The organism is Streptomyces macrolidinus, assembly GCF_023887685.1.
Classification (GTDB): Bacteria; Actinomycetota; Actinomycetes; order Streptomycetales; family Streptomycetaceae; genus Streptomyces; species Streptomyces macrolidinus.
In genome coordinates this window covers 1-26,892 of record NZ_JAMWMR010000046.1, presented here as the reverse complement: position 1 = coordinate 26,892, position 26,892 = coordinate 1, and the positions used below count along the sequence as shown (strand labels likewise).

3 protein-coding genes are annotated in these 26,892 nt (G+C 73.7%); all 3 read right to left on the bottom strand.

The annotated features are described in order from the left end of the window. The coding region (locus NGF19_RS29080) for a type I polyketide synthase (protein WP_252428707.1) at positions 1-1,838 on the bottom strand (1,838 nt) is incomplete at its 3' end. A gap of 59 nt (positions 1,839-1,897) precedes the next feature. Then, on the bottom strand, positions 1,898-16,732 hold the full coding sequence (locus NGF19_RS29075; RefSeq protein ID WP_252428705.1) for a type I polyketide synthase: 14,835 nt from the start codon (positions 16,730-16,732) through the stop codon (positions 1,898-1,900). A 16-nt stretch (positions 16,733-16,748) separates the two neighbouring features. After that, a partial coding sequence (locus NGF19_RS29070; RefSeq protein ID WP_252428703.1) for a type I polyketide synthase occupies positions 16,749-26,892 on the bottom strand: 10,144 nt, incomplete at its 5' end.

The window sequence follows — 26,892 nt, the reverse complement described above, 5'->3', positions numbered from 1 at the left end:
TCGTTGCGCACCACATCCAGCAACGACCACTCCACATGAGGCGCCAACGCATCGGCGCAGGCGCGCATCCGGTCCCGGAACACCTGCGAGGACTCCAGCAACTCCCGCGCCATCCCCACCCACTGCGACCCCTGCCCAGGGAAGACGAAGACCACTTCGCCCCCGGTACCGGCCGTACCGCTGACCACTCCGGGAGCGGCGGTGCCGGATGCCAGTGCCGTCAAATGCGCCTGGAAGTCCTGCGGTTCGGCGGCCACCAGCACCGCACGGTGTTCCAGTCGGGCGCGGGTGGTGGCCAGGGAGTGGCCCACGTCGGCCGGGCGGGCGTCGCCGATTCCGGCGTCCAGCAGGCGTTGTGCCTGGGCCCGCAGCGCGTCCGCCGTCCTGGCCGACAGCACCCAGGGCACCGTCCCGCCGGTCTCGGTAGGGCGGTCCGCGGGGGTGGATTCCTCGGCCGGTTCGGCCTGTTCGAGCACGACGTGGCCATTGGTGCCGCTGACTCCGAAGGAGGAGACGGCGGCCCGCCGGGGGCGTCCGGTGTCCGGCCACGGCTGTTCCTCGGTGACGAGGCGTACGCTGCCGGATTCCCAGTCGACCTGCGGGGAAGGGTCCTCGGCGTGCAGGGTGCGCGGCACCACTCCGTGCCGCATCGCCATCACCATCTTGATCACACCGCCGACCCCGGCGGCGGCCTGGGTGTGACCGATGTTGGACTTCAACGAGCCGAGCAGCAGCGGCTGTTCGGCCGGGCGTTCCCGTCCGTAGGTGGCCAGCAGGGACTGGGCCTCGATGGGGTCGCCGAGCGGCGTGCCGGTGCCATGGGCCTCCACCACGTCGATGTCGGCGGTCGTGAGCCGGGCGCCGGCCAGGGCCTGCCGGATCACTCGTTGCTGGGCCGGGCCGTTGGGGGCGGTCAGGCGGCTGCTGGCGCCGTCCTGGTTGATGGCGCTGCCCCGCACCACGGCCAGGACCGGATGCCCGTGGCGTCGGGCGTCCGACAGCCGTTCGAGCAGGAGCAGCCCCACGCCCTCGCCCCAGCCGGTGCCGTCCGCCCGTGCCGAGAAGGACTTGCAGCGGCCGTCCCGGGCGAGCCCGTTCTGGCGGCTCATCTCCACGAAGGGGACGGGGGTGGACATCACCATGGCGCCGCCGGCCAGCGCCATGGTGCACTCGGACTGCCGTAGTGCCTGGCAGGCGAGGTGGATGGCGACCAGCGAGGAGGAGCAGGCCGTGTCCACCGAGACGGCGGGGCCCTCAAGGCCGAAGAGGTAGGAGATGCGGCCGGAGGCCACGCTGTCGGAGGCGCCGTTGCCGAGGTAGCCCTGGATGTCGTCGGGGACGTTGCGCAGCCGGACGGCGTAGTCCTGGTACATCACTCCGGCGAACACGCCGGTGCGGCTGCCGCGCAGCGTGGTGGGGTCGATCCCGGCCCGTTCGAAGGCCTCCCAGGTGGTTTCGAGGAGCAGCCGCTGCTGGGGGTCCATGGCCAGGGCTTCGCGGGGTGAGATGCCGAAGAAGCCCGCGTCGAAGTGGCCGACGTCGGTCAGGAAGCCGCCCTGGGCCGCGTAGGTGGTGCCGGGCCGCTGCTGGTCGGGGTCGTGCAGGGTGTCCAGGTCCCAGCCGCGGTCCGCGGGGAACGGGGTGATGGCGTCGGTGCCCGAGGAGACCAGCCGCCACAGGTCTTCCGGTGAGCGCACGCCGCCGGGGTAACGGCAGCTCATCGAGACGATGGCGATCGGTTCCCGGTTCTTGGCCTCCGCCTCGCTGAGGCGGCGCTTGGTCTGGTGCAGATCGGTGGTCACTCGTTTGAGGTAGTCGCGGAGCTTGTCGTCATTCACCGTTCGCTCACCGTTCTTGGTCACCTGGGGGCGCGGGGTCGGGTTGCTGCCGGGCGGCGTCACGCTGTTCCGAGTTCGTTGTCGATGAAGTCGAAGAGTTCGTCGTCGGTGGCGGAGTCCATCCGCTCGCCGATTCCGTCGTCCTCGGCTGTGGCGGGGGCCGGGCGCAGACGTTCCAGGAGTTCTTGCAGTCGGTCGGCGAGGGTGGCGCGGACGGTGTCGTCGAGTGCGTCGTCCTGTGCCGCCTCGGCCAGCCGGTCGAGTTCGGTCAGTGCGGGCAGGGCGTCGGTGCCGGGCTCGGGGGTGATCTCCTCGGCCAGGTGCCGGGCGAGCGCGGTGGACGTCGGGTAGTCGAAGAGCAGGGTGGCCGGGAGTCGCAGGCCGGTGGCGGCGCGCAGGCGGTTGCGCAGTTCGACCGCGGTGAGCGAGTCGAAGCCCAGGTCCAGCAGTCCGCGTTCGGCGTCGACGGCGGTGGGGCCGGTGAAGCCCAGGACCAGGGCCGCGTGCGAGCGGACCAGGTCCAGCAGGGTCCGGTGGCGTTGCGGCTCGGACAGTGTGCCCAGGCGTCGGCGCAGTTCGGCCGCCGCGTCGGGGCCGGGTGCGTCGCCGTTGGCCTGGCGTCGGACGGGGGTCCGTACGAGGCTGCGCAGGAAGGCGGGCACGCCTCCGGCGGTGGTCTGGGCGCGCAGGGCGGTGGTGTCCAGGCGCAGCGGGAGCAGGGCGGGGGTATCGAGACCGGTGGCCGTGTCGAAGAGGGCGAGGCCTTCGTCGGGGGTGAAGGCGATGATGCCGCCGCGGGCGATGCGGGCCAGGTCGGCCGCGTCCAGGTGGCCGGTCATGCCCGCGCCGGTGGCCCACAGGCCCCAGGCCAGTGAGGTGCCGGGCAGGCCTTGGGCGCGGCGGTGGTGGGCCAGGGCGTCCAGGAAGGCGTTGGCCGCCGCGTAGTTCGCCTGTCCCATGCCGCCGAAGACACCGGCGATGGAGGAGTACACGATGAACTCGGACAGGTTCGCTCCGGCGGTCAGCTCATGGAGGTTGACGGCGGCGTCGACCTTGGCCCGTAGGACGCGGTCGAGTCGGTCGGGGGTCATATCGGCGATGACGCCGTCGGCGATGATGCCCGCCGAGTGCACCACGGCGGTCAGCGGGTGGTCGGGGTCGATCGAGGCCAGCAGGGCGGAGAGCGCTTCGCGGTCGGCGGCGTCGCAGGCGACGATCTCGGCCTGGGCGCCCAACTCCTCCAGGCCTTGAAGGAGTTCGGCGGCTCCCTCGGCGGTCGGGCCGCTTCGGCTGGTCAACAGCAGGTGTCGTACGCCGTGTTCGGCGACGAGGTGGCGGGCGGTGAGGGCCCCGATGGCCCCGGTGCCGCCGGTGATCAGTACGGTGCCGTCGGGCGTCCAGCCGCGGGTGCGTTCGGGCACCGAGCGGGGCACCCGGTTCAGGCGGGCGGCCTGGACGTGCCCTCCACGCAGGGCGAGTTGGGGTTCGCCGCAGTTCGCCGCGGCGCTGAGGAGGGCTTTCGAACGCTCGTCGGAGTCGAGGTCGACGAGGACGAACCGGTCGGGGTGTTCGGTCTGTGCCGAGCGGAGCATGCCCCATACGGCGGCGTGTGCCGGGTCCGTCAGGTCGTCGCCGGTGGCCGGGACCGCCCCGGAGGTCACCAGGGTCAGGGTCGACCGGGTGAACCGCTCGTCGGTGAGCCACTCCTGCACCAGACGCAGGGCCCGTCCGGTGGCCGTGTGCACCTGTTCGGGCAGGCTGCCGGGGGCCAGGGTGGCGGGGGTGAAGTCGGCGAGCACCGTGCCGGGTACGGAGGCGCCCGCGTCGAGGGCGGCGCGCAGTGCGGTCAGGTCGGTGTGGGCGGTGGTGGCCGGTGGTGCCCAGGGGGGTGTCTCTTCGCCGAGGACCGCCCAGTCCTGGGTGGTGGCGGGGGCGGGCTGGGGCAGTTCGGGCCATTGCAGGTGGTAGAGCTCCTGGTGGGCGCCGGTACGGGAGACGCTCACCTGGTCGGCCGAGACCGGGCGCAGTGTCAGGGACTCGACCGTGGCCACCAACTGCCCGGTGGTGTCGACCAGTTGCAGGGTGACCGCGTCTCGTCCGGCGGGGCGCATCCGCAGCCGTACCGTGGACGCGCCCGAGGCGTGCAGGCGTACGCCGTTCCAGGCGAAGGGCAGCCAGCCCTGGTCGCTGCCCTCCAGGACGCCGAAGACCAGCGAGTGCAGGACGCTGTCCAGCAGGGCGGGGTGCAGTCCGAACCGGGCCGCTTCGGCGCGCTGTTCCTCGGGCAGGGCGGCCTCGGCGTAGATGTCCTCGCCGAGCCGCCAGGCCGCGCGCAGGCCCTGGAACGTGGGGCCGTAGGCGAAGCCTCCGGCGGCCAGCCGCTCGTAGAGTCCGGCCACCTGGAGTGGTTCGGCTCCGGCGGGCGGCCAGACGGTCAGGTCCGCGGTGTCCTCCGGGGAGGTGTCCTGCGGGGACGTGTCCTGTCCGGCCGGGAGCAGTCGGCCGGTGGCGTGGCGGGTCCAGGGGTCGTCGGTGGCGTCCTCGGGGCGGGAGTAGACGTCCAGGGTGCGGGCGCCTTGTTCGTCGGCGGCTCCGAGGGCGAGTTGGAGGACGACCGCGCCGTCGGGCGGCAGTATCAGGGGTGCCTGCAGCGTGAGTTCGTCGATCTGCCCGCAGCCGACCTGGTCGCCTGTGCGGACGGCCAGTTCCAGGAAGGCAGTGGCGGGGAGGATCGCCCCGCCGAAGACGGCGTGGTCGGCGAGCCAGGGGTGGGTGTGCACGGACAGCCTGCTGGTGAACAGGTGGCCGTCGGAGTCGGCGAGCGGGCAGCCGGCGCCCAGCAGCGGGTGGCCGGTCTGCACGAGTCCGGCGGCGGACATGTCGCCGCGGGCGGGGGTGGGGTCGAGCCAGTAGCGGTGGCGCTGGAAGGGGTAGGTCGGCAGTGTCGGCGGCAGCGCCGGGCGGGCGGTGAAGAGCGCCGACCAGTCCACTTCGGCTCCCTGCACGTGGAGTTGGGCGAGGGCGCGGGTCAGCGACGCGGCCTCGCCGGTGTTCTTGCGCAGCAACGGCACCAGGGTCACGTCCTGTTGGGGCAGGCACTCCTGTCCCAGGGCGGTCAGCGCGCCGTCGGGGCCCAGTTCCAGGCAGGTGGTGACGCCCGCTTCGCGCAGGCCGCGCATGCCGTCGAGGAAGCGCACGGTGCCCCGTACTTGGTCGACCCAGTACTCCGGCGAGCACAGTGTCTCGGCGTCGGCCACGGCTCCGGTGAGGTTGGAGACGACGGGGATGTGCGGTTCGTGGTAGGTGAGTTCTCCGGCGATCTTGCGGAACTCGGCCAGCATGCCGTCCATGTGCGGGGAGTGGAAGGCGTGGCTGACCCGTAGTCGCGTGGCCTTGCGGCCCTGGGCCTTCCAGTGGTCGGCGAGTTCCTCGACCGCGTCCTGGTCGCCGGAGATCACCGTGGCGGCCGGGCCGTTGACCGCGGCGATGACCAACTCGCCCTCCCTGCCTTCGAGTCGGGGCAGCAGTTCGGCTTCGGAGACGGTCAGCGCGACCATGGCTCCGCCGGTCGGCATGGACTGCATCAGCCGGCCGCGGGCGGCCACCAGCGCGGCGGCGTCGGGCAGTGAGAGCACTCCGGCGACGTGGGCGGCGGCCAGTTCTCCGATGGAGTGGCCCATCACCAGGTCCGGCCGGACTCCGTACGATTCCACGAGCCGGAACAGGGCGACGCCGATGGCGAAGAGGGCGGGCTGGGTGAAGGCCGTCAGGTCGAGGTCGGCGGCGTCCGCGCTGTCCGCGGCGGTGTTGATCACCTCGCGCAGGGGGCGGTCGAGCAGCGGGTCCAGCTCGGCGCAGACCGCGTCGAAGGCGTCCGCGAAGACGGGGAAGCGCTGGTACAACTCGCGGCCCATGCCGAGGCGTTGGCTGCCCTGTCCGGGGAAGAGGAAGGCCGTCTTCCCCGCGGTGCGGGTCGTGCCCCGTACGAGTGCGGGGGCGTCCTCGTCGCGGGCGAGCGCGGTGAGCGCGGCCAGCAGCTCCTCGCGGTCCGTGCCGATGAGTGCGGCACGGTGTTCGAAGGCGCTGCGGGTGGTGGCCAGGGCGTGGCCGAGGGCGGCGGTGTCCGGCTCGGGGTGCTCCGTCAGGTGGGCCAGCAGCCGCTGAGCCTGGTCGCGCAGGGCGTCCGCGTCGCGGGCGGACAGCAGCCAGGGCAGTACGGCGCCGGGGGCGCTCGGGGCGGTGTCGGGTGTCCGGTCGGGCTCGGGGACGTGTTCCACGATCAGGTGGGCGTTGGTGCCGCTGACGCCGAAGGAGGAGATTCCGGCGCGCCGGGGCCCTCCTGTCTCGGGCCAGGGCACGGCCTCGGTCAGCAGTCGCACGGCGCCTGTGGACCAGTCGACGTACGGGGTCGGCTCGTCCACGTGGAGGGTCGCCGGGAGGGTGCCGTGCCGCATGGCCAGCACCATCTTGATGACTCCGGCCACACCGGCGGCGGCCTGGCTGTGCCCGATGTTGGACTTCAGCGAGCCGAGCAGCAACGGCCGTTCCTCGGGCCGCTGTTGACCGTATGTGGCCAGCAGCGCCTGGGCCTCGATGGGGTCGCCGAGCCGGGTGCCGGTGCCGTGCGCCTCCACCGCGTCCACGTCCGCGGGGCCGATCCCGGCGTCGGCGAGGGCTTGGCGGATGACCCGCTGCTGGGAGGGGCCGTTGGGGGCGGTGAGGCCGTTGCTGGCGCCGTCCTGGTTGACGGCGGAGCCGCGCAGTACGGCCAGGACCGGGTGCCCGTTGCGGCGGGCGTCGGAGAGGCGTTCCAGGAGGACGACGCCGGCGCCCTCGGCCCAGGCGGTGCCGTCGGCGGCAGCCGCGAAGGGCTTGCAGCGGCCGTCCGGCGCCAGGCCGCGCTGGCGGCCGAACTCGATGAACGCGCCGGGCGTGGCCATGACGGTCACGCCCGCGGCCAGGGCCAGCGAGCACTCGCCGGAGCGCAGCGCCTGCGCGGCCATGTGCATGGCCACCAGGGAGGAGGAGCAGGCGGTGTCCACCGTGACGGCCGGGCCCTCCAGGCCGAAGGTGTAGGCGATACGACCGGAGGCCACGCTGCCCGCGCTGCCGATGCCCAGGTAGCCCTCGAACTCCTCGGAGGGTTCGGTGATCCGGGATCCGTAGTCGCGGTAGCTGGAGCCCACGAAGACGCCGCCGTCGCCGCCCTTGAGGGAGAGCGGGTCGATGCCCGCGCGCTCGACGGCCTCCCAGCAGATCTCCAGCAGCAGCCGCTGCTGGGGGTCGATGGTGAGGGCCTCGCGGGGGGAGATCCCGAAGAAGGCGGGGTCGAAGTGGTGGGCGTCGTAGAGGAAGCCGCCCTCGCGCACATACGTCTTCCCCGCGCGCTCGGGGTCGGGGTCGTAGAGCCCTGCCAGGTCCCAGCCTCGGTCCTGGGGGAACTCGCCGATGGCGTCGGTGCGTTCGGTCAGCAGCCGCCACAGTTCCTCGGGGGTGGTCGCCCCGCCCGGGTAGCGGCAGCTCATGGAGACGATGGCGATGGGATCGTCGTCATCGTCGTTCCGTGTCCGGGGTGTGGCGGTGGCGCTCGGGGCGGTGGTCTGCAGGTGCCCGAGGAGTTCCTCGCGCAGGTGGGCCACGAGTGCGGTGGTGGTGGGGTGGTCGAAGACCAGGGTGACGGAGAGCCGCAGCCCGGTGGCCTCGGCCAGCCGGCTGCGCAGTTCCACGGCGGTCAGCGAGTCGAAGCCGATGTCCTTGAAGACCCGGCCGGGTTCGATCGCCTCGGGGTCGGCGTGGCCGAGTACGGCGGCCACCTCGGTACGGACCAGGTCGACGAGTTCCCGCTCGCGCTCCTCCTCGGGCAGCGGGGCCAGCCGTTCGGCGAGCGCTCCGCGACCGGTGGTGCCGTCCGCCCGGTCGGCCGCCGCCGCCTCGCGTCGTGCCTCGGGCAGATCGCCGATGGCGGGGCTCGGCCGCAGGGCGGTGTAGGCCCGTACGAAGCGGTCCCAGGCGAAGTCGGCGACGATCAGCCGGGTTTCGTCTCCGTCCAGGGCCTGCTGGAGGGCCTCGACGGCGAGTTCGGGGTCCATGGCGGGCAGTCCGTCGCGCACCAGACGCTCGGCGACGTCCGCGGCCCGGCTCCGGCCGCCCCACAGCCCCCAGGCCACCGAGGTGGCGGGCAGCCCATGGTCGCGGCGGTGCTGGGCCAGGGCGTCGAGGTAGGCGTTGGCCGCCGCGTAGCTGCCCTGCCCGGTGCCGCCGAGGGTTCCGGCGAGGGAGGAGAACATCACGAAGGCGGTGAGGTCCGCGTCGCGGGTGAGGTCGTGGAGGTTGCGGGCGGCGTCCGCCTTGGGGCGCAGCACGGTGGCGAGGCGCTCGGGGGTGAGGGTGTCGATGACGCCGTCGTCCAGGACCCCGGCCGTGTGGATCACGGCGCGCAGGGGGCGGTCGGCCGGGATCGTGCCGAGCAGTTCGGCGAGGGCCTCGCGGTCGGCGACGTCGCAGGCGGCGATGGTGACCTCGGCGCCCGACTCCTCGAGGTGGGCGGTGAGTTCGGCGGCTCCGGGTGCGTCGGGTCCGCGTCGGCTGACGAGCAGCAGATGGCGGGCGCCGCGGTCGGCGAGCCAGTGGGCGACATGGGCGGCGAGCGCGCCGGTGCCTCCGGTGATCAGCACGGTGCCGTCGGGCGTCCAGCCCTGACCGGTGCGCCGGGCGGCGGGGTCGGCGTGGGCCAGGCGGCGGCCGAAGACGCCCGAGGCGCGGACGGCCAACTGGTCCTCGCCCGCGGGGTCGGCGAGGACGCCGGCCAGCCGGGCGGGCACGCGCTCGTCCAGCCGCTCGGGCAGGTCGACGAGTCCTGCCCAGCGCTGCGGGTACTCCACCGCCGCGACGGTGCCGAATCCCCATACCTGGGACTGGGCCGGGTCGGTCAGCCGGTCCGAGCGGCCCACCGAGACGGCGCCTCGGGTCAGGCACCACAGCGGCGCGTCCACCCCGGCGTCCCCCAGCGCTTGTACGAGGGCCAGGGTCGCGGCGAGGCCCTGCGGCGCGCCTGCCAGCAGCGAGAGCACGCCGTCCGGGGCGTCGGCGGGCAGGCGTGCGGCGAGGTGGGCGCGGTCCGCTGCCCGGTCGCCGTCACCGGCCTCGATGAGTACCGCGTGGGCGCCGTGGTCGCGCAGCGCCCGCAGGCAGGCGTCGGTGGCCGGGTCCTCGGCGGTGCCCGCGGGCACCAGCACCCACCAGGTGCCGGAGAGCCGGGGGGCCGCTTGCGCGGGCAGGGCCCGCCAGGTGACCCGGTAGCGCCAACTGTCCACGGTGGAGCGGTTACGGTGCTCGCTCCGCCAGTCGGCGAGCGCGGGCATGACCGTGGCGAGTGAGGTGCGCAGGGGTGGGTCGTCGAGGTCCAGGGCGTCGGCGAGCGCCTCGGCGTCCCGTTCCTCGACGGCCGCCCAGAACCGTTCGTCGGCGACGGCCGGGCCGTCGGCGGCCCCCTCGGTCCGCCGCTGCGGCTCCAGCCAGTACCACTGGCGCTGGAAGGCGTAGGTGGGCAGTTCGCCGCGCTGTGCGCCCGTTCCGTCGAAGACGGCTTCCCAGTCCACCGACTGGCCGAGGACGTGGAGTTCGGCCAGCGCGGTGAGCCATCGTTCCCGGCCGCCCTCGTCCCGGCGCAGGGTGGCCACCACGCCGCCGTCGCCCCCGGCGGCCTCGACGCTCTCCTGGAGCCAGACGGTGAGCGCAGGGTGGGTGCTGGACTCGACGAACAGCCGGTGCCCGTCGGCGATCGCGGCGGTGACGGCCTGGTGGAACTCCACCGGTCGGCGCAGGTTGCGGTACCAGTACTCGGCGTCCATCGCGGTGGTGTCCAGCATTCCGCCGGTCACCGTCGAGTAGAAGGGAATTCCGGCCGCGGTCGGCCGGACCTCGGCCAGCAGGCTCAGCAACTCCTCGCGGATCAGCTCCACTTGGGGTGAGTGCCCGGCGAAGTCGACGCCGGGGATGGGCCAGCAGAGCACTCCGTCGTCGGCGAGGCGCTCGTGCAGTTCGGCCAGGGCCGCCGGGTCGCCGGAGACCGTGACGGTGGACGGGCCGTTGACGGCGGCGATGTCGAGTCGGTCCGGCCACTCGGTCAGCCGCTCGGCGACCTCCTCGGCCGGGCGCGGCACGTAGAGCATGCCGCCCTGCCCGCTGAGCGCGGCCAGCGCCTTGCTGCGCAGGGCCACCACCTTGGCGGCGTCCTCGAGGGTGAGAGCGCCGGCCACACAGGCGGCGGCGATCTCGCCCTGGCTGTGGCCGATGACGGCGGCGGGTTCGACACCGGCCGAGCGCCACAGCGCGGCCAGCGAGACCATCACCGCGAACAGCACCGGCTGGACGACGTCGACCCGGTCGAGCGGGGGTGCGCCGGGCGCCTCGTGCAGGACGTCCAGCAGGGACCAGCCGGTGTACGGGGCGAGTGCCTCGGCGCAGGCGGCGATGTACTCGGCGAAGACCGGTGAGTCGTCCAGGAGTCGTCCGGCCATGCCGCTCCACTGCGAGCCCTGGCCGGGGAAGACGAACACGGCCCGGCCTTCTCGGCTCGCCGTGCCCTGGACCAGGGAGGGCGCGGTGGCGCCCGCGATCAGCGCGTCCAGTCCGGCGCGCAGGGTGTCCTGGTCCGCGCCGGTCACCACGGCCCGGTGCTCGAAGGCGGTGCGGGTGGTGGCGAGCGAGTAGCCGATGTCGGCGGGCCGCAGGTGCGGGTGGCGGGTCAGGTGGTCGCGCAGCCGGGTGGCCTGCTCGCGCAGGGCGTCGGCGGTGCGGCCGGACAGGGTCCAGGGCACCACGGTGTCCGAAGCGTCGGGGAGGGTGGTGGGCTCCGGGGCGGCGGGCGGTTCCTCGACGATGAGGTGGGCGTTGGTCCCGCTCAGGCCGAAGGAGGAGATCCCGGCGCGCTTGGGCCGTCCGGTCTCGGGCCAGGGGGCGGCCTCGGTCAACAGCCGGGCCGCGCCCTGGGACCAGTCCACATGGGGGGTGGGTGCGTCCACGTGCAAGGTGGCGGGGAGGGTGCCGTGCCGCATGGCCAGCACCATCTTGATGACTCCGGCCACACCGGCCGCGGCCTGGCTGTGCCCGATGTTGGACTTGAGCGAGCCGAGCAGCAACGGCCGTTCCTCGGGCCGCTGTTGACCGTAGGTGGCCAGCAGCGCCTGGGCCTCGATGGGGTCGCCGAGCCGGGTGCCGGTGCCGTGCGCCTCCACCGCGTCCACGTCCGCGCCGCTCAGTCCGGCGTCGGCGAGGGCCTCGGTGATCACTCGTCGCTGGGCGAGGCCGCTGGGCGCGGTGAGGCCGTTGCTGGCGCCGTCCTGGTTGACGGCGGAGCCGCGCAGTACGGCCAGGACCGGGTGGCCGCCTCGGCGGGCGTCGGAGAGGCGTTCCAGTACGAGCAGTCCCACGCCCTCGGCCATGCCGAAGCCGTCGGCGGCTGCGGCGAAGGACTTGCAGCGGCCGTCCGCCGCGAGGCCGCGCTGGCGGCTGAATCCGGTGAAGGTCAGCGGCGAGCCGATCACCGTGGCGCCGCCGGCCAGGGCCAGGGTGCACTCGCCCCGGCGCAGCGCCTGGGCGGCCAGATGGATGGCGACGAGCGAGGAGGAGCAGGCGGTGTCCACGGTGACGGCGGGGCCTTCCAGGCCCAGGGTGTAGGCCACCCGGCCGGAGAGCACGCTGGTGGAGATGCCCGCTACGAAGAGCCCTTCGAGTTCCTCGGGCACCTCGTCCATGCTGCCGCCGTAGCCCTGGTAGGCCGCTCCGGCGAACACCCCGGTGCGGCTGCCCCGTTGGGCGGCCGGGTCGATCCCGGCCCGTTCGAGCGCTTCCCACGCGGTCTCCAGGAGCAGTCGCTGCTGGGGGTCCATCGCGAGGGCCTCGCGGGGCGAGATGCCGAAGAAGGCGGCGTCGAACCGGCCCGCCTCGTAGACGAAGCCGCCCGCTCCCGCATAGCTCGTGCCGGGCCGGTCGGGGTCGGCGTCGTAGAGGCGGGCCAGGTCCCAGCCGCGGTCCGCCGGGAGTTCGGCGACCGCGTCGCGGCCCTCGGCGACCAGCTCCCACAGCTCCTCGGGGGTGCTGACGCCGCCGGGGTAGCGGCAGCTCATCGAGACGATGACGACGGGGTCGTCGTCGGTGGCCGCCGCTACCGGTGCGGCGACTGCTTCCGCCGTGGCGTCGCCGAGCAGTTCGGTGCGCAGGTGCAGGGCCAGCGCGGCGGCCGAGGAGTAGTCGAAGACGACGGTGACCGGCAGGTGGAGCCCGGTGGCCGTGTTGAGCCGGTTGCGCATCTCCACGGCGGTCAGCGAGTCGAAGCCCAACTCACGGAAGGCGCGGTCGGGTTGGATCTCGTCCGGGGTGTCATGACCGAGCACCGCGGCGGCCTCGGTCCGGATCAGCTCGGTCAGCACGCGGTCGCGTTCGGGCTCGGCCAGGGGACGCAGCCGCTCGCGCAGGGCCGAGGAGGGCGAGTCGTCCTCGGTGCCCGGGGTGACGGGTTCGGGGGCCAACGCCTGGCGTACCTCGGGCAGTTCACCGATCAGTGGGCTGGGGCGGCTGGTGGTGAAGACGGTGGCGAAGCGGCTCCAGTCGATGTCCGCGACCATGACCAGGGTCTCGTCCTGCTCCAGGACCTGGCGCAGCGCGGTGACACAGGTGGCGGGCGGCATGAACACCACGCCCTGGGCGCGCAGTTGCTTCTCTACGAGGTGGGCGGCCATTCCGGCGCCGTTCTCCGGGCTCCAGATGCCCCACACCACCGAGGTGGCGGCCAGGCCGCGGGCCCGGCGGTTCTCGGCCAGGGCGTCCAGGTAGGCGTTGGCCGCGGCGTAGGCGCCGTGGATGGCGCTGCCCCACACTCCGGAGATGGAGGAGAACAGGACGAAGGAGTCGAGCGAGTCGCGGTCGAAGACGGCGTCCAGGTGCTGCGCGCCGCCGACCTTGGCGTAGAGGGTGTCGGCGAATTCGTCCAGGTCGGTGTCGGCGAGTGCCACCAGTGATCCGGCACCCGCGGCGTGCATCACGGACCGGATCTCGCGGCCGTCGCGCGCCAGCCCGTCGACCAGTGCGGCCAGGGCCTCGCGGTCGGCGACGTCGCAGGCGGCGATGGTGACCCTGGCGCCCGACGAGGTGAGTTCGGCGGTCAGTTCGTCGGCTCCGGGGGCTTCGGGACCGCTGCGGCTGACCAGTACCAGGTCCTCGGCCCCTTCGCGGGCCAGCCAGCGGGCGATGTATGCGCCCAGGCCGCCGGTACCGCCGGTGATCAGGGTGGTGCCGCGCGGGTTCCACGCGCGCCGGGGCGGGCGGTCGCCGAGTGCGGCCCTGACGAGTCGGCGGCCGTGTATGCCGGTGGACCGGAGGGCCAGTTGGTCCTCGTCGCCCAGTCCGGCGAGCACCCGGCACAACCGTGCCTCGGCCCGCGTGTCGAGCGCCTCGGGCAGGTCGACGAGCCCGCCCCAGCGCTGGGGGTACTCCAGGGCGGCCACCCGGCCGAGCCCCCAGGTGAGGTTCTGGGCGGGCCGGGCGGGTGTGTCGGCCCGGCCGACGCTGACCGCGCCCTGTGTCGCCCACCACAGGGGTGCGTCCACCTCGGCGTCGCCCAGGGCCTGGACCAGCGTCAGATGCGCGGCGGCGCCGGTGGGCACGGAAGGGTGGCGGGGGTGTGGCCGTTCGTCGCGGCCCAGCAGGGAGAGCACTCCGGTGACGGGCTCGGTGGCGTCGGCCAGGATCTGCCGCAACTGCTCGGCGAGCGGCTGCCGTTCGACCTCCGTCCCGTCGAGGACGACGGGACGGACGTCGGCTCCCGCGCGGTCGAGGGCGTGCAGACAGAACCGGGACGTCTCGTCCTCGCTCAGCGGGGCGGGCAGCAACACCAGCCAGGTGCCGGACAGTTCGGCCGTCGCGCCGTCGGCCAGCGCCCGCCAGTCGAGCCGGTAGCGCCAGGAGTCGACGGTGGCCAGTTCGCCGCGCCGTTCCCGCCAGGCCGCCAGGGCGGGCAGGACGGCGCTGAGCGGGTCCTCGGGTGCGACGCCCAGGGTGGCGGTCAGCTCCGGCAGGTTCCCGGCGCGTACGGCCTCCCAGAACCGGTCCTCGACCGGGTCGAGGGGGGTCTCGCTCGCGCGGGACGTGCTCCCGCCGGACTCCAGCCAGTAGGAGCGGCGTTGGAAGGGGTACGTGGGCAGGGCGACGCGCTCGTCGGGGTGCCCGGCGAACAGCGCGGCCCAGTCCGGTGACAGGCCTTGGACGTGGGCTTGGCCCAGGGACAGCAGGAACCGGTCGAGCCCGCCCTGGTCCCGGCGGAGGGTGCCCAGCACCGCCGCCTGTCCCCCGGCGGCCTCGGCGGTCTGCTCCACGCCGACGGTGAGTACGGGGTGGGCGCTGATCTCGACGAAGAACGTGTGGCCCTGGGCGAGGAGTTCGGTGATGGCCTCCTCGAAGCGCACCGTGTGGCGCAGGTTGCGGTACCAGTACCCGGCGTCCATGGTGGCGGTGTCCAGCCAGGCGGCGTCCACGGTGGACATCAGGGCGATGTCCCCGGTGGCGGGCGTGATCATGGCCAGGGCCGTGTCCAACTCCTCGCGTATCTCCTCCACTTGGGCGGAGTGGGAGGCGTAGTCGACGGCGATGACCCGCGCCTGTACGTCCTCGGCCAGCAGGTCGGAGACGATCCCCTCGATCGCTTCGGGGTCGCCGGCCAGCACGGTGGACGCGGGGCCGTTGACCGCCGCGACGGACAGCCGCTGTGCCCAGCGCTCCAGGCGGTGTTCCAGTGCGTCGGCGGGGAGCGGTACGGAGGCCATGCCGCCCCGTCCGGCCAGCGCGGCCAGGGCGCGGCTGCGCAGGGCGACGATCTTCGCCGCGTCGTCCAAGGAGAGAGCGCCCGCCACACAGGCCGCGGCGATCTCACCCTGCGAGTGCCCCACCACCGCGTCCGGCTCCACACCGTACGAACGCCACAACGCCGCAAGCGACACCATCACCGCGAACAACGCGGGCTGCACCACATCCACCCGCTCCAACGACGGCGCACCCTCCTCACCCCGCAACACCGCCGTCAACGACCAGTCCACATACGGCGCCAACGCCCGCTCACACTCAGCCAGCCGCTCCGCGAACACCACCGACTCACCCAGCAACCCGGTCGCCATCCCCACCCACTGCGACCCCTGCCCGGGGAACACGAACACCGTCCGGCCCTTGGTGCCGGTGGTGCCCTGGACCAGGCCGGGCGCGGCGGTGCCGTGGGCGAGCGCCTCCAGTCCCTCGGTGAAGCCCGTACGGTCGTCCGCGACGACGACCGCGCGGTGTTCGAAGGCCGCGCGGCCGGTGGCCAGGGCACGGCCCACCGCGCCGGGGCCCGGTTCGGGGTGGGCGGCCAGGTGGTCGAGCAGTCGGCGGGCCTGTTCCCGCAGTGCGGGTGCCGTCCGCGCGGAGAGCACCCAGGGCAGGGGGCTTACGGCGGGCGTGGGGCCGGGCTCGGGGGCGGGCTGGGCGGTGGGGGCCTGTTCGAGGATCAGGTGGGCGTTGGTGCCGCTGACGCCGAAGGCGGAGACTCCCGCCCGGCGCGGCCGGTCGCCCTGCGCCCAGGGGCGGCTCTCGGTCAGCAGCCGTACGGCGCCGGTGGACCAGTCGACGAACGGGGACGGCTCGTCCACGTGCAGGGTGGGCGGCAACTCGCCCTGGCGCAGGGCCATCACCATCTTGATGACACCACCGACGCCCGCGGCGGCCGAGGTGTGGCCGATGTTGGACTTCAGCGACCCCAGCCACAACGGCCGGTCCTCGGGGCGACCTTGACCGTAGGTGGCCAGCAGGGCCTGTGCCTCGATCGGGTCGCCGAGCCGGGTGCCGGTGCCGTGCGCCTCCACCGCGTCGATGTCTCCGGGCAGCAGCCGCGAGTCGGCCAGCGCTTCGGTGATCACCCGTTGCTGGGAAGGGCCGTTGGGGGCGGTCAGGCCGTTGCTGGCACCGTCCTGGTTGACCGCCGAGCCCCGGATCACGGCGAGCACCTGGTGGCCGTTGGCCTCGGCGTCCGAGAGCCGTTCCAGCAGCAGCAGACCCACGCCCTCGGACCAGCCGGTCCCGTCGGCGGCGGCCGAGAACGCCTTGCAGCGGCCGTCCTCGGCCAGCGCCCGCTGCCTGCTGAAGGCGACGAACGCGTCCGGGGTGGACAGCACCGCCACCCCGCCGGCCAGCGCCAGTGAGCACTCCCCGCTGCGCAGCGAGCGGATGGCCAGGTGCAGTGCCACGAGGGAGGAGGAGCACGCGGTGTTCACCGTGACGGCGGGGCCCTCCAGGCCGAGGGTGTAGGAGATGCGCCCGGAGACCACACTGGTGGCCGTTCCGGTCTCCAACAGGCCCTGGAGGTCGGGGAGATGGCGGGACTCGTGGCCGTAGTCGTTGTCGATGGCGCCGATGAAGACACCGGTCCTGCTGCCGCGCAGGGACGTCGGGTCGATGGCGGCCCGCTCCACGGTCTCCCAGGCGGTCTCCAGCACCAAGCGCTGCTGCGGGTCGGTGGCCAGGGCCTCGCGCGGGGAGATACCGAAGAACCCGGCGTCGAACTCGGCGGCGTCGGCGAGGAATCCGCCGTGCCGGGTGTAGGAGGTGCCGACGCGGTCGGGGTCGGGGTCGTAGAGCGCCTCGGTGTCCCAGCCCCGGTCGGCGGGCCACTCGGTGATGGCGTCGGTGCCCCGGGCCACCAACTCCCACAGTCGTTCGGGGGTGTCGGCGCCGCCGGGGTAGCGGCAGCCCATGGCGACGATCGCGATCGGGTCGTGCTGGGCGTCCTCCGCCTCGCGCAGCCGTCGCTTGGCCTCGCCCAGGTCCGCGGTGGCGCGCCTGAGGTAGTCGAGGAGCTTGTCGTTGTCCGGCATCTGTTCCCGTTCTCCCTCAGGCCATTCCGAAGTCGTTGTCGAGGAGTTCGAACAGCTCGTCGGCGGTGGCCGAGTCGAGCGCGGAGCCGTCCTTGGTGTCGCCGCCCTGTCCGGTGCGCTCGGTCCATCCGCGCAGCAGGATCTGCAGCCGGGCGCCGATCTCGTCGGTTCCTGACGGGTCGGGCGACAGGGCGGCCAACGTGTCGGCCAGCCGGTCGAGTTCGGCCAGGACCGGCACCGTGGGCGAGGTGGCCTCGCCCAGCACCGTGGACAGGTGCGCGGCGAGCGCGGCCGGCGTGGGATGGTCGAAGACCGCGGTGGGCGGTATCGGCATCCCGAGGGCTTCGCTCAGCCGGTTGCGGTACTTCACCGCGAGCATCGAGTCGAACCCCGCCTCGCTGAAGGCGCGTTCGGCGTCCACCGCCGCGGGGCCCGTATGGCCCAGGATCGCCGCCGCGTGGCCGACCACCAGGTCGAGCACCGCCCGGCGCCGGTCCGGTTCCGTCAACGCGGCCAGTCCATCGGCTTGTTGGGCCTCGGGCTCGGCCTGCGGTGTCGGGGAGCGGTCCAGGGCCACCGGGGTCGTGGTGCCGTAACGGCCGGGTGTGGGCAGCCAGTAGCGCCGACGCTGGAACGCGTAGGTCGGCAGCGTCACCCGGCGTACAGGCTCGGGCAGGAGGGCGTTCCAGTCCACCGTGGCGCCGTACGCCCACGCCTGGGCCAGGGCGGCGGCGATCCGGTCCGTTCCGCCGTCCTCGCGGCGCAGGGTGCCCACACCGGCCACCGGCCGACCGGCCGACTCGGCGGTGTGCTCGACCGCGGGGAGCAGTACGGGGTGGGGGCTCACCTCGATGAACAGGTCATGGCCCGCGTCCAGCAGGGTGCGGGTGGCGGCGGCGAACTCCACCGGCTCCCGCAGGTTGCGGTACCAGTAGTCACCGCTCAGCACGGCACCGTCCAGCAGCTCCCCGGTGACCGTGGAGTACAGCGGGGTCTTCGCGGGGCGGGGCCGTATCCCGGCCAGCGCGGTGCGCAGTTCGGCGCCGATCTCGGCCACCTGCGCGGAGTGGGCGGCGTAGTCGACCGGGATCCGCCTGGCCCGTATGCCCTGGCGGGCGCAGTCGTCCAGCAGCGCCGTCAGCTCCTCGGGGGTACCGGCGACCACCACGGCCTCGGGGCCGTTGATCGCGGCCACACCGATCCGCTCGCCATGGGGCAGCAGCAGTTCCCGGGCCCGTTCCTCGGAGACCGCGAGGGACACCATGCCGCCCCGTCCGGCCAGCGCGGCCAGGGCCCGGCTGCGCAGGGCGACGATCTTCGCCGCGTCGTCCAAGGAGAGAGCGCCCGCCACACAGGCCGCGGCGATCTCACCCTGCGAGTGCCCCACCACCGCGTCCGGCTCCACACCGTACGAACGCCACAACGCCGCAAGCGACACCATCACCGCGAACAACGCGGGCTGCACCACATCCACCCGCTCCAACGACGGCGCACCCTCCTCACCCCGCAACACCGCCGTCAACGACCAGTCCACATACGGCGCCAACGCCCGCTCACACTCAGCCAGCCGCTCCGCGAACACCACCGACTCACCCAGCAACCCGGTCGCCATCCCCACCCACTGCGACCCCTGCCCGGGGAACACGAACACCGTCCGGCCGTCGTGGGCCCGGCCGTCCACCGCGCACGGGGTGGGGGCCGCCTGTGCCACGTCGGCCAGGGCGTCGAGCAGGTGGTTACGGTCTGTTCCGACGATCACCGTCCGGTGGGCGAAGGACGACCGGGTGGCAGCCAGGGCGTGGGCGATGTCCGCGGGCCGCGCCTCGGGGTGGGCCCGCAGATGGTCCCGCAGACGGCGGGCCTGGTCCCGTAGCGCGCCTTGCGACTTGGCGGACAGTGGCCAGCACACGGTACGAGACGTCGCCGTCGTCGGCTCCGTGCCGGGCTCGGTGGCCGGGGCATCGACGGGCATCTCCCCCGTAGCGGCGTGGGCGTCGGCGGGCGTCTCCTCCCGTACGGCGTGGGCGTCGGCGGGCGCTTCCTCCAGTACGGCGTGGGCGTTGGTGCCGCTCATGCCGAACGCGGAGACCCCGGCCCGGCGCGGGCGGCCCGGGTCCTGCCAGGGCCGGGCCTCGGTGAGCAGCCGCACGGTGCCCGCCGACCAGTCGACCCGGGTGGAGGGCTGGTCCACGTGGAGGGTGCGGGGCAGGGTCCGATGGCGCAGGGCCAGGACCGTCTTGATGACTCCGGCGACGCCCGCCGCCGCCTGGGTGTGACCGATGTTGGACTTCAGCGACCCCAGCCACAACGGCCGGTCCTCGGGGCGGCCCTGCCCATAGGTGGCCAGCACGGCCTGCGCCTCGATCGGGTCGCCGAGGGTGGTGCCGGTGCCATGCGCCTCCACCAGGTCGACGTCGGCGGCTTCCACCCCCGCGTTGGCCAACGCCTGGCGGATGACGCGCTGTTGGGCGGGTCCGTTGGGGGCGGTGAGACCGTTGCTGGCGCCGTCCTGGTTGACCGCGGTCCCCCGCACCAACGCCAGCACCGGATGCCCCTGGGCGCGGGCGTCGGAGAGCCGCTCCACCAGCAGCACCCCGGCTCCCTCGCCCCAGCCGGTGCCGTCCGCGGCGTCGGCGAAGGAGCGGCACCGGCCGTCGGTGGACAGCCCGCGCTGACGGCTGAACTCCACGAACAGGTCCGGGGTGGCCATCACGGCGGCGCCGCCCACGAGGGCGAAGGAGCACTCACCGGCGCGCAGTGCCTGCCCGGCCAGGTGCAGCGCCACCAGCGAGGAGGAGCAGGCGGTCTCCACGGTGACGGCGGGGCCCTGCAGGCCCAGGGTGTAGGCGACCCGGCCGGAGGCCACGCTGGTCACGGTGCCGCCCAGCAGATGCCCTTCCACATCCGCGGTGCCGTCCTGGGGACCCGTGCCGTAGCCCTGGCCCGCCACGCCGAAGTAGACACCGCCCTGACTGCCACGGACCGACTGCGGATCGATGCACGCGCGTTCGAGCACTTCCCAGGAGGCTTCCAGCAGCAGCCGTTGCTGCGGGTCCATGGCCAGCGCCTCACGGGGCGAGATCCCGAAGAACTCCGCGTCGAACTCCCCCGCGCCGTCGAGGAATCCGCCGGCCCGGGTGTAGCAGGTGCCCTCGTGCTCGGCGTCGGGGTGGTACAGCTCCTCCAGCGGCCAGCCTCGGTCGGCGGGCATCTCGCCGATGGCGTCCACCTCGTCGGCCACCAACCGCCACAGGTCGTCGGGGGTGTGCACGCCGCCCGGGAAGCGGCAGGCCATGGCGACGACGGCCAGTGGCTCGGCATCGGGTGCCGTCGCCGCGGCGGGTGCCGCCTCGACGGTGCCGGGACCGGTGCCGGTCAGCTCGGCCAGCAACTGCCCTGCCAGGTCGGCGGCGGTCGGGTGGTCGAAGACGGCGGTGGCGGGCAGCGCCACCCCGGTGGCCTCGGTCAGCCGGTTGCGCAGCTCGATCGCGGTGAGCGAGTCGAACCCGGCTTCCCTGAACGGCCGTTCGGCCTCCACGGCGAGCGCCGACTCATGGCCGAGTACGGTCGCGGCCTCGGTCCGTACGAGGTCGGTCAGGAGGCGCAGGCGCTCCGGCGCCGCCAGGCCGGTCAGCCGGTCGCGCCAGGCCGTTCCGGTGTCCGGGTCGCCCGTGCGGGCGGGCTCGGCGGGACAGGCCTCGGGAAGGTCGCTCAGCAGGGCGCTGTCGCGGCCGGAGCGGAAGGCGGGGGCGAAGGTCGCCCAGTCCACGTCCGCCACCGCGATGCCGGTCTCCCGGCGGTCCAGTGCGCCCTGGAGTTCGGCCAGGGCTGTCTCCGGTGCCATGGGGATCAGCCCATGGCGGCGCAGTTCCGCCCCGACCGCGCCCTGTGCCATGCCCGCCCCGGCCCACGGCCCCCAGGCGATCGAGGTGGCCGCCAGGCCGCGGGAGCGGCGCCGCTCGGCCAGCGCGTCCAGGTAGGCGTTGGCCGCCGCGTAGCTGCCCTGGCCGCCGCTGCCCCAGGTGGCGGAGACCGACGAGAAGAACACGAAGGCGTCCAACTCCTGGTCGGCGAAGAGCCCGTCGAGGTGAGCGGCGCCGAGCAGTTTGGCCGCTGTCTCCTCGGCCAACCGCTCCAGGGTGCACTCCGCGATCCTGGTGTCGGAGGTGAGCCCGGCGGCATGGAAGACCGTCCGTACGGTCTCACCATCGGCCCGCAACTGCTCGACCACTGCGGCCAGTTCGCTTCGGTCGGCCACGTCGCAGGCCAGGACGGTGGTGCGGACGCCCAGCTCTGTCAGCTCCTCGCGGAGCCGGGCCGCGCCGTCCGCGTCCGGCCCACGTCGGCTCAGCAACACCAGGTGGTCGGCGCCCTGTTCGGCCAACCGCCGCGCCACCTGGGCGCCGAGCCCTCCGGTGCCGCCGGTGATCAGGACCGTGCCGCGCGGTGTCCAGGCCTGTTCCTCCCGCGCGGTCGGCTCGGGCGTGCGGCGCAGCCTGCGGGCGAGTACGCCGGTCGGGCGTACGGCCACCTGGTCCTCGTGGCTGTCGCCGTCCCAGGGCTGGGACAGTACGGCGCACAGGGCACGCCGCGCGTCGGCGTCCAACTCCTCGGGCAGATCGACCAGTCCGCCCCAGCGGTGCGGGTGTTCCAGCGCCGCCACCCGCCCCAGGCCCCATACGGATGCCTGCTCCGGGTGAGCCGGGCCGAGGTCGCCTTCGGCTACGGCACCGGTGGTGGCGCACCACAGGCGAGCGTCGCAACCGGCGTCGCCCAGTGCCTGGATGAGCAACAGGGTCGTGGCCAGGCCGCAGTCGAGCGAGGCGAGGCGGGGGTGCGGGGTGTCGGCGAGGGCCAGGAGGGACAGCACCCCGGCGGCCTCCTCGCCCATCCGTGCGGCCAGTTCGGCCCGCTCCGCGTCCGCCGCGACGGGAATCACGGTCACCTGGGCGCCGTGTTCGGCGAGCGCCTGCTCGCAAGCGCGGACGGTGGCGTGGTGTGTGTGCTCGGCAGGCACCACCAGGAGCCAACGGCAGGACAGCGCCACCGTGGAGGGCTGCCGCACGACCGGCTGCCAGTCGACGCGGTAGCGCAGCCGTGCCGTCGGTGCGGACTGTGGCTCGGGCCAGAACCGCTGGTGCTGGAAGGGGTAGGAGGGCAGTTCGAGACGGCGCACGGACCTGCCCTGCCAGTCCGGCGACCAGTCGACCGCGACTCCGCGCACATACAGTCCGGCCAGCGCGGCGCCGACGGACTCCGGCTCCGGGCGCCCTTCGCGCAGCATCGGTACGGCGCGGACACCGGGGTCGTCGGCCAGGCACTCGTGCACCAGGCCGGACAGCAGCCCGCCGGGGCCCAACTCCAGGCAGTCGGTGACCCCTTCGGCGCGCAGTCGAAGGGCGCCGTCCAGGAAGCGTACGGTGCCCCTGACCTGACGGACCCAGTACTCGGGGTCGCACAGTTCGGCGGCCGTGGCCGGCGCGCCGGTCAGGTTGGAGATCACGGTCAGTCGTGGCGCGGAGTACGTCAGTCCCTCGGCCACGTCCCGGAAGGCGTCCAGCATGGCGTCCATCCGCGCCGAGTGGAAGGCGTGGCTGACGGCCAGGTCCTTGGTACGGCGGCCCTGCGCCGCGAAGGCCTCGGCAAGCTCGGCCACCGCTGCGCGGTCGCCCGAAAGCACGGTGGAGCGCGGGCCGTTGACGGCGGCGATAGCAGCCCCGCCGTCGTCGGTCAGCGCTTGGCGCACCTCCTCCTCGGTCGCCTCCACGGCCGTCATCGCCCCGCCCGGAGGCAGCGCGTCCATCAGCCTGCCGCGCGCGGCCACCAGCGCACAGGCGTCCGCGAGGTCGAACACCCCCGCCACATGGGCGGCGGCCAGCTCACCGATCGAGTGCCCCAGCAGCAGGTCCGGGCGCAGGCCCCAGTGCCCGGCCAGCCGGAACAGTGCCACTTCCAGGGCGAACAGGGCGGGTTGGGTGCAGCGGGTCCGCTGCAGCAGGTCCGCCTCGGGGTCACCGGGGGCGGCGAACATCACGTCCCGCAGCGGCAGATCGAGATGGGGGCCGAGGTGGCTGAGGACCTCGTCCAGGGCGTCGGCGAACACCGGTTCGTCCCGGTACAGTTGCGCGCCCGCGCCCGCACGCTGACTGCCCTGTCCCGGGAACAGCATGGCCGTACGACGCGGCGTGGCTGCTGCTCCGCTGATCAGCCGCCCGCTGCTCCGCCCCTCGGCCAGCGCCCGCAGTGAGTTCCGGACGGACTCCAGGTCCGTACCGAGGACCGCGGCCCGGTGGTCCAGCGCGGCCCGTCCCGAGGCCAACGAGTAGCGCAGGTCGGCGAGTTCGAGTCCCTTGGGGTGCTCGTCCAGGTAGGAGCCGAGCCGCGCGGCCTGGGCCCGCAGCGCGGGCGCGGTACGGGCGGACAGCAGTACCGGAGCGACGACGCCCTTCGTCGAACTCCTGCCATCCGATGTGGAGTTGACGGACGGCTGCGTCTCCGGCGCTTGCTCCAGGATCAGATGGACGTTGGTCCCGCTGATCCCGAATGAGGACACGCCCGCCCGGCGCGGCTCGCCCGTACGGGGCCAGGGGAGCCGCTCGGTCAGCAGCCGTACCCCGCCATCGGTCCAGTCCACATGCGGATTGGGTTCCTCGATGTGCAGGGTGGGCGGCAGTTCACCGGCCTGGAGGGCCAGCACCATCTTGATGACCCCGGCCACACCGGCCGCGGCCTGGGTGTGCCCGATGTTGGACTTGACCGAGCCCAGCCACAGCGGATCGGCCGCACGCCCGGCGCCGTAGACGGCCTGCAGCGCCTGGGCCTCTATCGGATCGCCCAGGCGGGTGCCCGTCCCATGCGCCTCCACCGCGTCCACCTGGCCCGCGTCGAGTGCGGCGTCGGCCAGGGCGGCCCGGATGACCCGCTGCTGCGCGGGGCCGTTGGGCGCGGTCAGGCCGTTGCTCGCGCCGTCCTGGTTGACCGCGCTGCCCCGCACCACCGCGAGCACCCGGTGCCCGTTGGCCTGTGCGTCGGAGAGCCGTTCCAGCAGAAGCACACCGACGCCCTCGCCCCAGCCGGTGCCGTCCGCCCCGGCTGCGAAGGCCTTGCAGCGGCCGTCGGGGGCCAGGCCGCGCTGGCGGCTGAACTCCACGAACAGCTTGGGGGTGCTCATCAGCGTGACGCCCCCGGCGAACGCCTGGTCACAGTCACCGCGCCGCAGCGCCTGGACCGCCAGGTCCAGTGCGACGAGCGAGGACGAACAGGCCGTGTCCACCGTGAGGGCGGAGCCTTCCAGGCCCAGCACATAGGAGATGCGTCCGGAGAGCACGCTGGCCGTGTTGCCGGTCAGGAAGTGCCCCTCGGAGGCGCCCTCGGCCTGGCCCAACAGTCCGATGTAGTCCTGCCCGTTGGTGCCGACGAACACCCCGACCCGGCGACCGCGCAGTGCGGCGGGGTCCTGCCCCGCGCTCTCCACGGCCTCCCAGGCGGTCTCCAGCAGCAGCCGCTGCTGCGGGTCCATCGCCAGCGCCTCGCGCGGCGAGATCCCGAAGAACTCCGCGTCGAAACCGCTGATGTCGTCCAGGAATCCGCCCTGCCGGCTGTATGTGGTACCGGGACGGTCGGGGTCCGGGTCGTACAGCCGCTCCACGTCCCAGCCCCGGTCCAGCGGCCACTCCCCCACCGCGTCCCGGCCATCGGCGAGCAACTCCCACAGATCGGCGGGGCTTTGGACACCACCGGGGAAGTGGCAGCCCATGCCGACGATCGCGATGGGCTCGCTGTGCCGATCCGCCGTCCGTGGCCCGGACGCCTGCTTCTCCTCCTGCGCCGGCTCCTCGAACCCTCCGAGTCGCCCCAGGAGTTGACCGGCCAGAGCACGCGGTGTCGGATGGTCGAAGAGTACGGTGGCGGGCAACCGCAGGCCGGTCGCGGCGCTGAGCCGGTTGCGCAGCTCCACGGCGGTCAGCGAGTCGAAGCCCGCCTCGGAGAAGGCCCGGTCCGGCAGCAGTGCGTCCGCCGTGCCATGACGCAGTACGGCCGCCGCCTGGGTGCGCACCAGGTCGGTGACGAAGGCCTCCTGGTCGGAGCGGGTCAGACCGGCCAGTCGCGCGCGCAACTCCCCGTCCTGCTCCGCCCGTTCACCGGGGTCCGATACGGCCTCGAAGTCGGGCAGTTCACTGAAGAACGCGGTGGAGCGCAGCCCGGCCGATGCGGCGAACCGCCGCCAGTCGGCGTCGGCGACCACCAGCAGTTCGTCGTCCTCCTCGATCGCCCGGCCGACGGCGGTGACAGCCGACTCCGGTGCCATCGAGGGCAGGCCGCGTTCCCGCAGCCGCTCGGCCACCCGGTCCGCCAGCATGCCCTCGCCGCTCGCCCACGCACCCCAGGCGATGGCCGTGGCGGGCAGCCCGGCGGCCCGGCGGACGGCGACCAACTGCTCCAACGCGGCGTTGGCGGCGGCGTAGTTGCCCTGCCCGGCGCTGCCCGTCACACCCATCACCGAGGTGAAGACGACGAACACGGACAACTCCTGATTCCGCGTCAGCTCGTCGAGATGGCGCGCGGCCGTCAACTTGGCGCGCAGCGAGGTGGCCAGGCGTTCGGGGGTGAGCGCGTCCAGCACCCCGTCATCGAGCACGCCCGCCGCGTGGATGACGGCGGTGAGCGGCTGCCCGGCCGGTAGCGCGGCCAGCAGCTCCGTCACCTCGTCCCGGTCGGCGACATCGCAGGCCGCGATCGTCACGGCCGTGCCCAGCTCCAGGAGTTCCGCCCGCAGCGCGTCCGCGCCGGGTGCCTTCGCTCCTCGGCGGCTGACCAACAGCAGGTGCTCCGCACCCTGCCCCGCCAGCCAGCGCGCCACATGGGCGCCCACCCCGCCGGTCCCACCCGTGACCAGGATCGTGCCCCGCGGACGCCAGCCGTCAGTCGATCCGGTGCGCCTGGCCGACGCGGCCTGGAGCCGCCGCCCGTAGACGCCGGTGGACCGCACCGCGACCTGGTCCTCGTCGCTCACCCCGGCCAGCACCGCGCACAGCCGCCGCACCGCACGCTCGTCCAACTCCCCCGGCAGGTCCACCAGTCCACCCCAGCGGTCCGGGTGTTCCAGCGCCGCGCTGCGGACCAGACCGGCCACGGCGGCCTGGGCCGGGGCACCCGGCGGCTCGCCCGCCCCGACCACGGCGGCACCCCTGGTCACACACCACAGGGGAGCGTCGATTCCGGTGTCTCCCAGGGCCTGGACCAGCGCCAGGGTGAGCGCCACGCCGCCGGGGACATCGGGATGCCCGGGATGCGGGCGCTCCTCGGCCGCCAGCAGCGACAGGACCCCCGCCATCGGCTGCCCGGCGACCTCGGCCAGCGCCGCCGCCAGCGATTCCCGGCTCTGGCCCGGACCCTCGGCGGTCACGACGGGCAACAGGTCGACTCCCGCCGCCTCCAGACCGCGTACGACATCGCTCGCGCCGCCGCCCTCGGGGCACACCACCAGCCAGCGACCGGTGAGCGCGGCACCGGAGGGCAAGGACAGCGGGCGCCAACTCACCCGGTACCGCCAGGAGTCGACGCGTCGGCCGCGCTCCCGGTCCTGCCGCCACGCGGACAGCGCGGGCAGCACCTCACCCAGGGCCTGCGGACTGACCTGAAGGGTCTGCGAGAGTCGGGCCGGGTCCTGGAGTTCGAGTTCCGTCCAGAGGCCGTCCGTTGCGGAGGTGAGCGCGGGTGCGGACTCCATCCAGTAGCGCTGGCGTTGGAAGGCATAGGTGGGCAACTCGACGCGGCGGGCGCCCGTCCCTTCGAAGGCGGGTGCCCAGTCGACGTTCACGCCATGGGTCCAGGCCTCACCCAGGGACAACAGGAGGCGTTCCATGCCGCCCTCGTCGCGGCGCAACGTGCCCACCGCTACCGCGTCCGCGTCGGTCTCCCCTACCGCCATGGTGAGTACGGGGTGCGGGCTGGACTCGATGAACGCCCGGTAACCATCGGCCAGTAGGGCGCGGGTGGCCTGTTCGAACTCCACCGTCTGACGGAGGTTGCGGTACCAGTACTCGCCGTCCAAGCCAGAGGTGTCCAGCAGCCCGCCCGTCACCGTCGAGTAGAACGGCACCTCTGCCGTGCGCGGCGCCACGTCGGCCAACGCCTGCGCCAACTCCGCCTGTACGCAC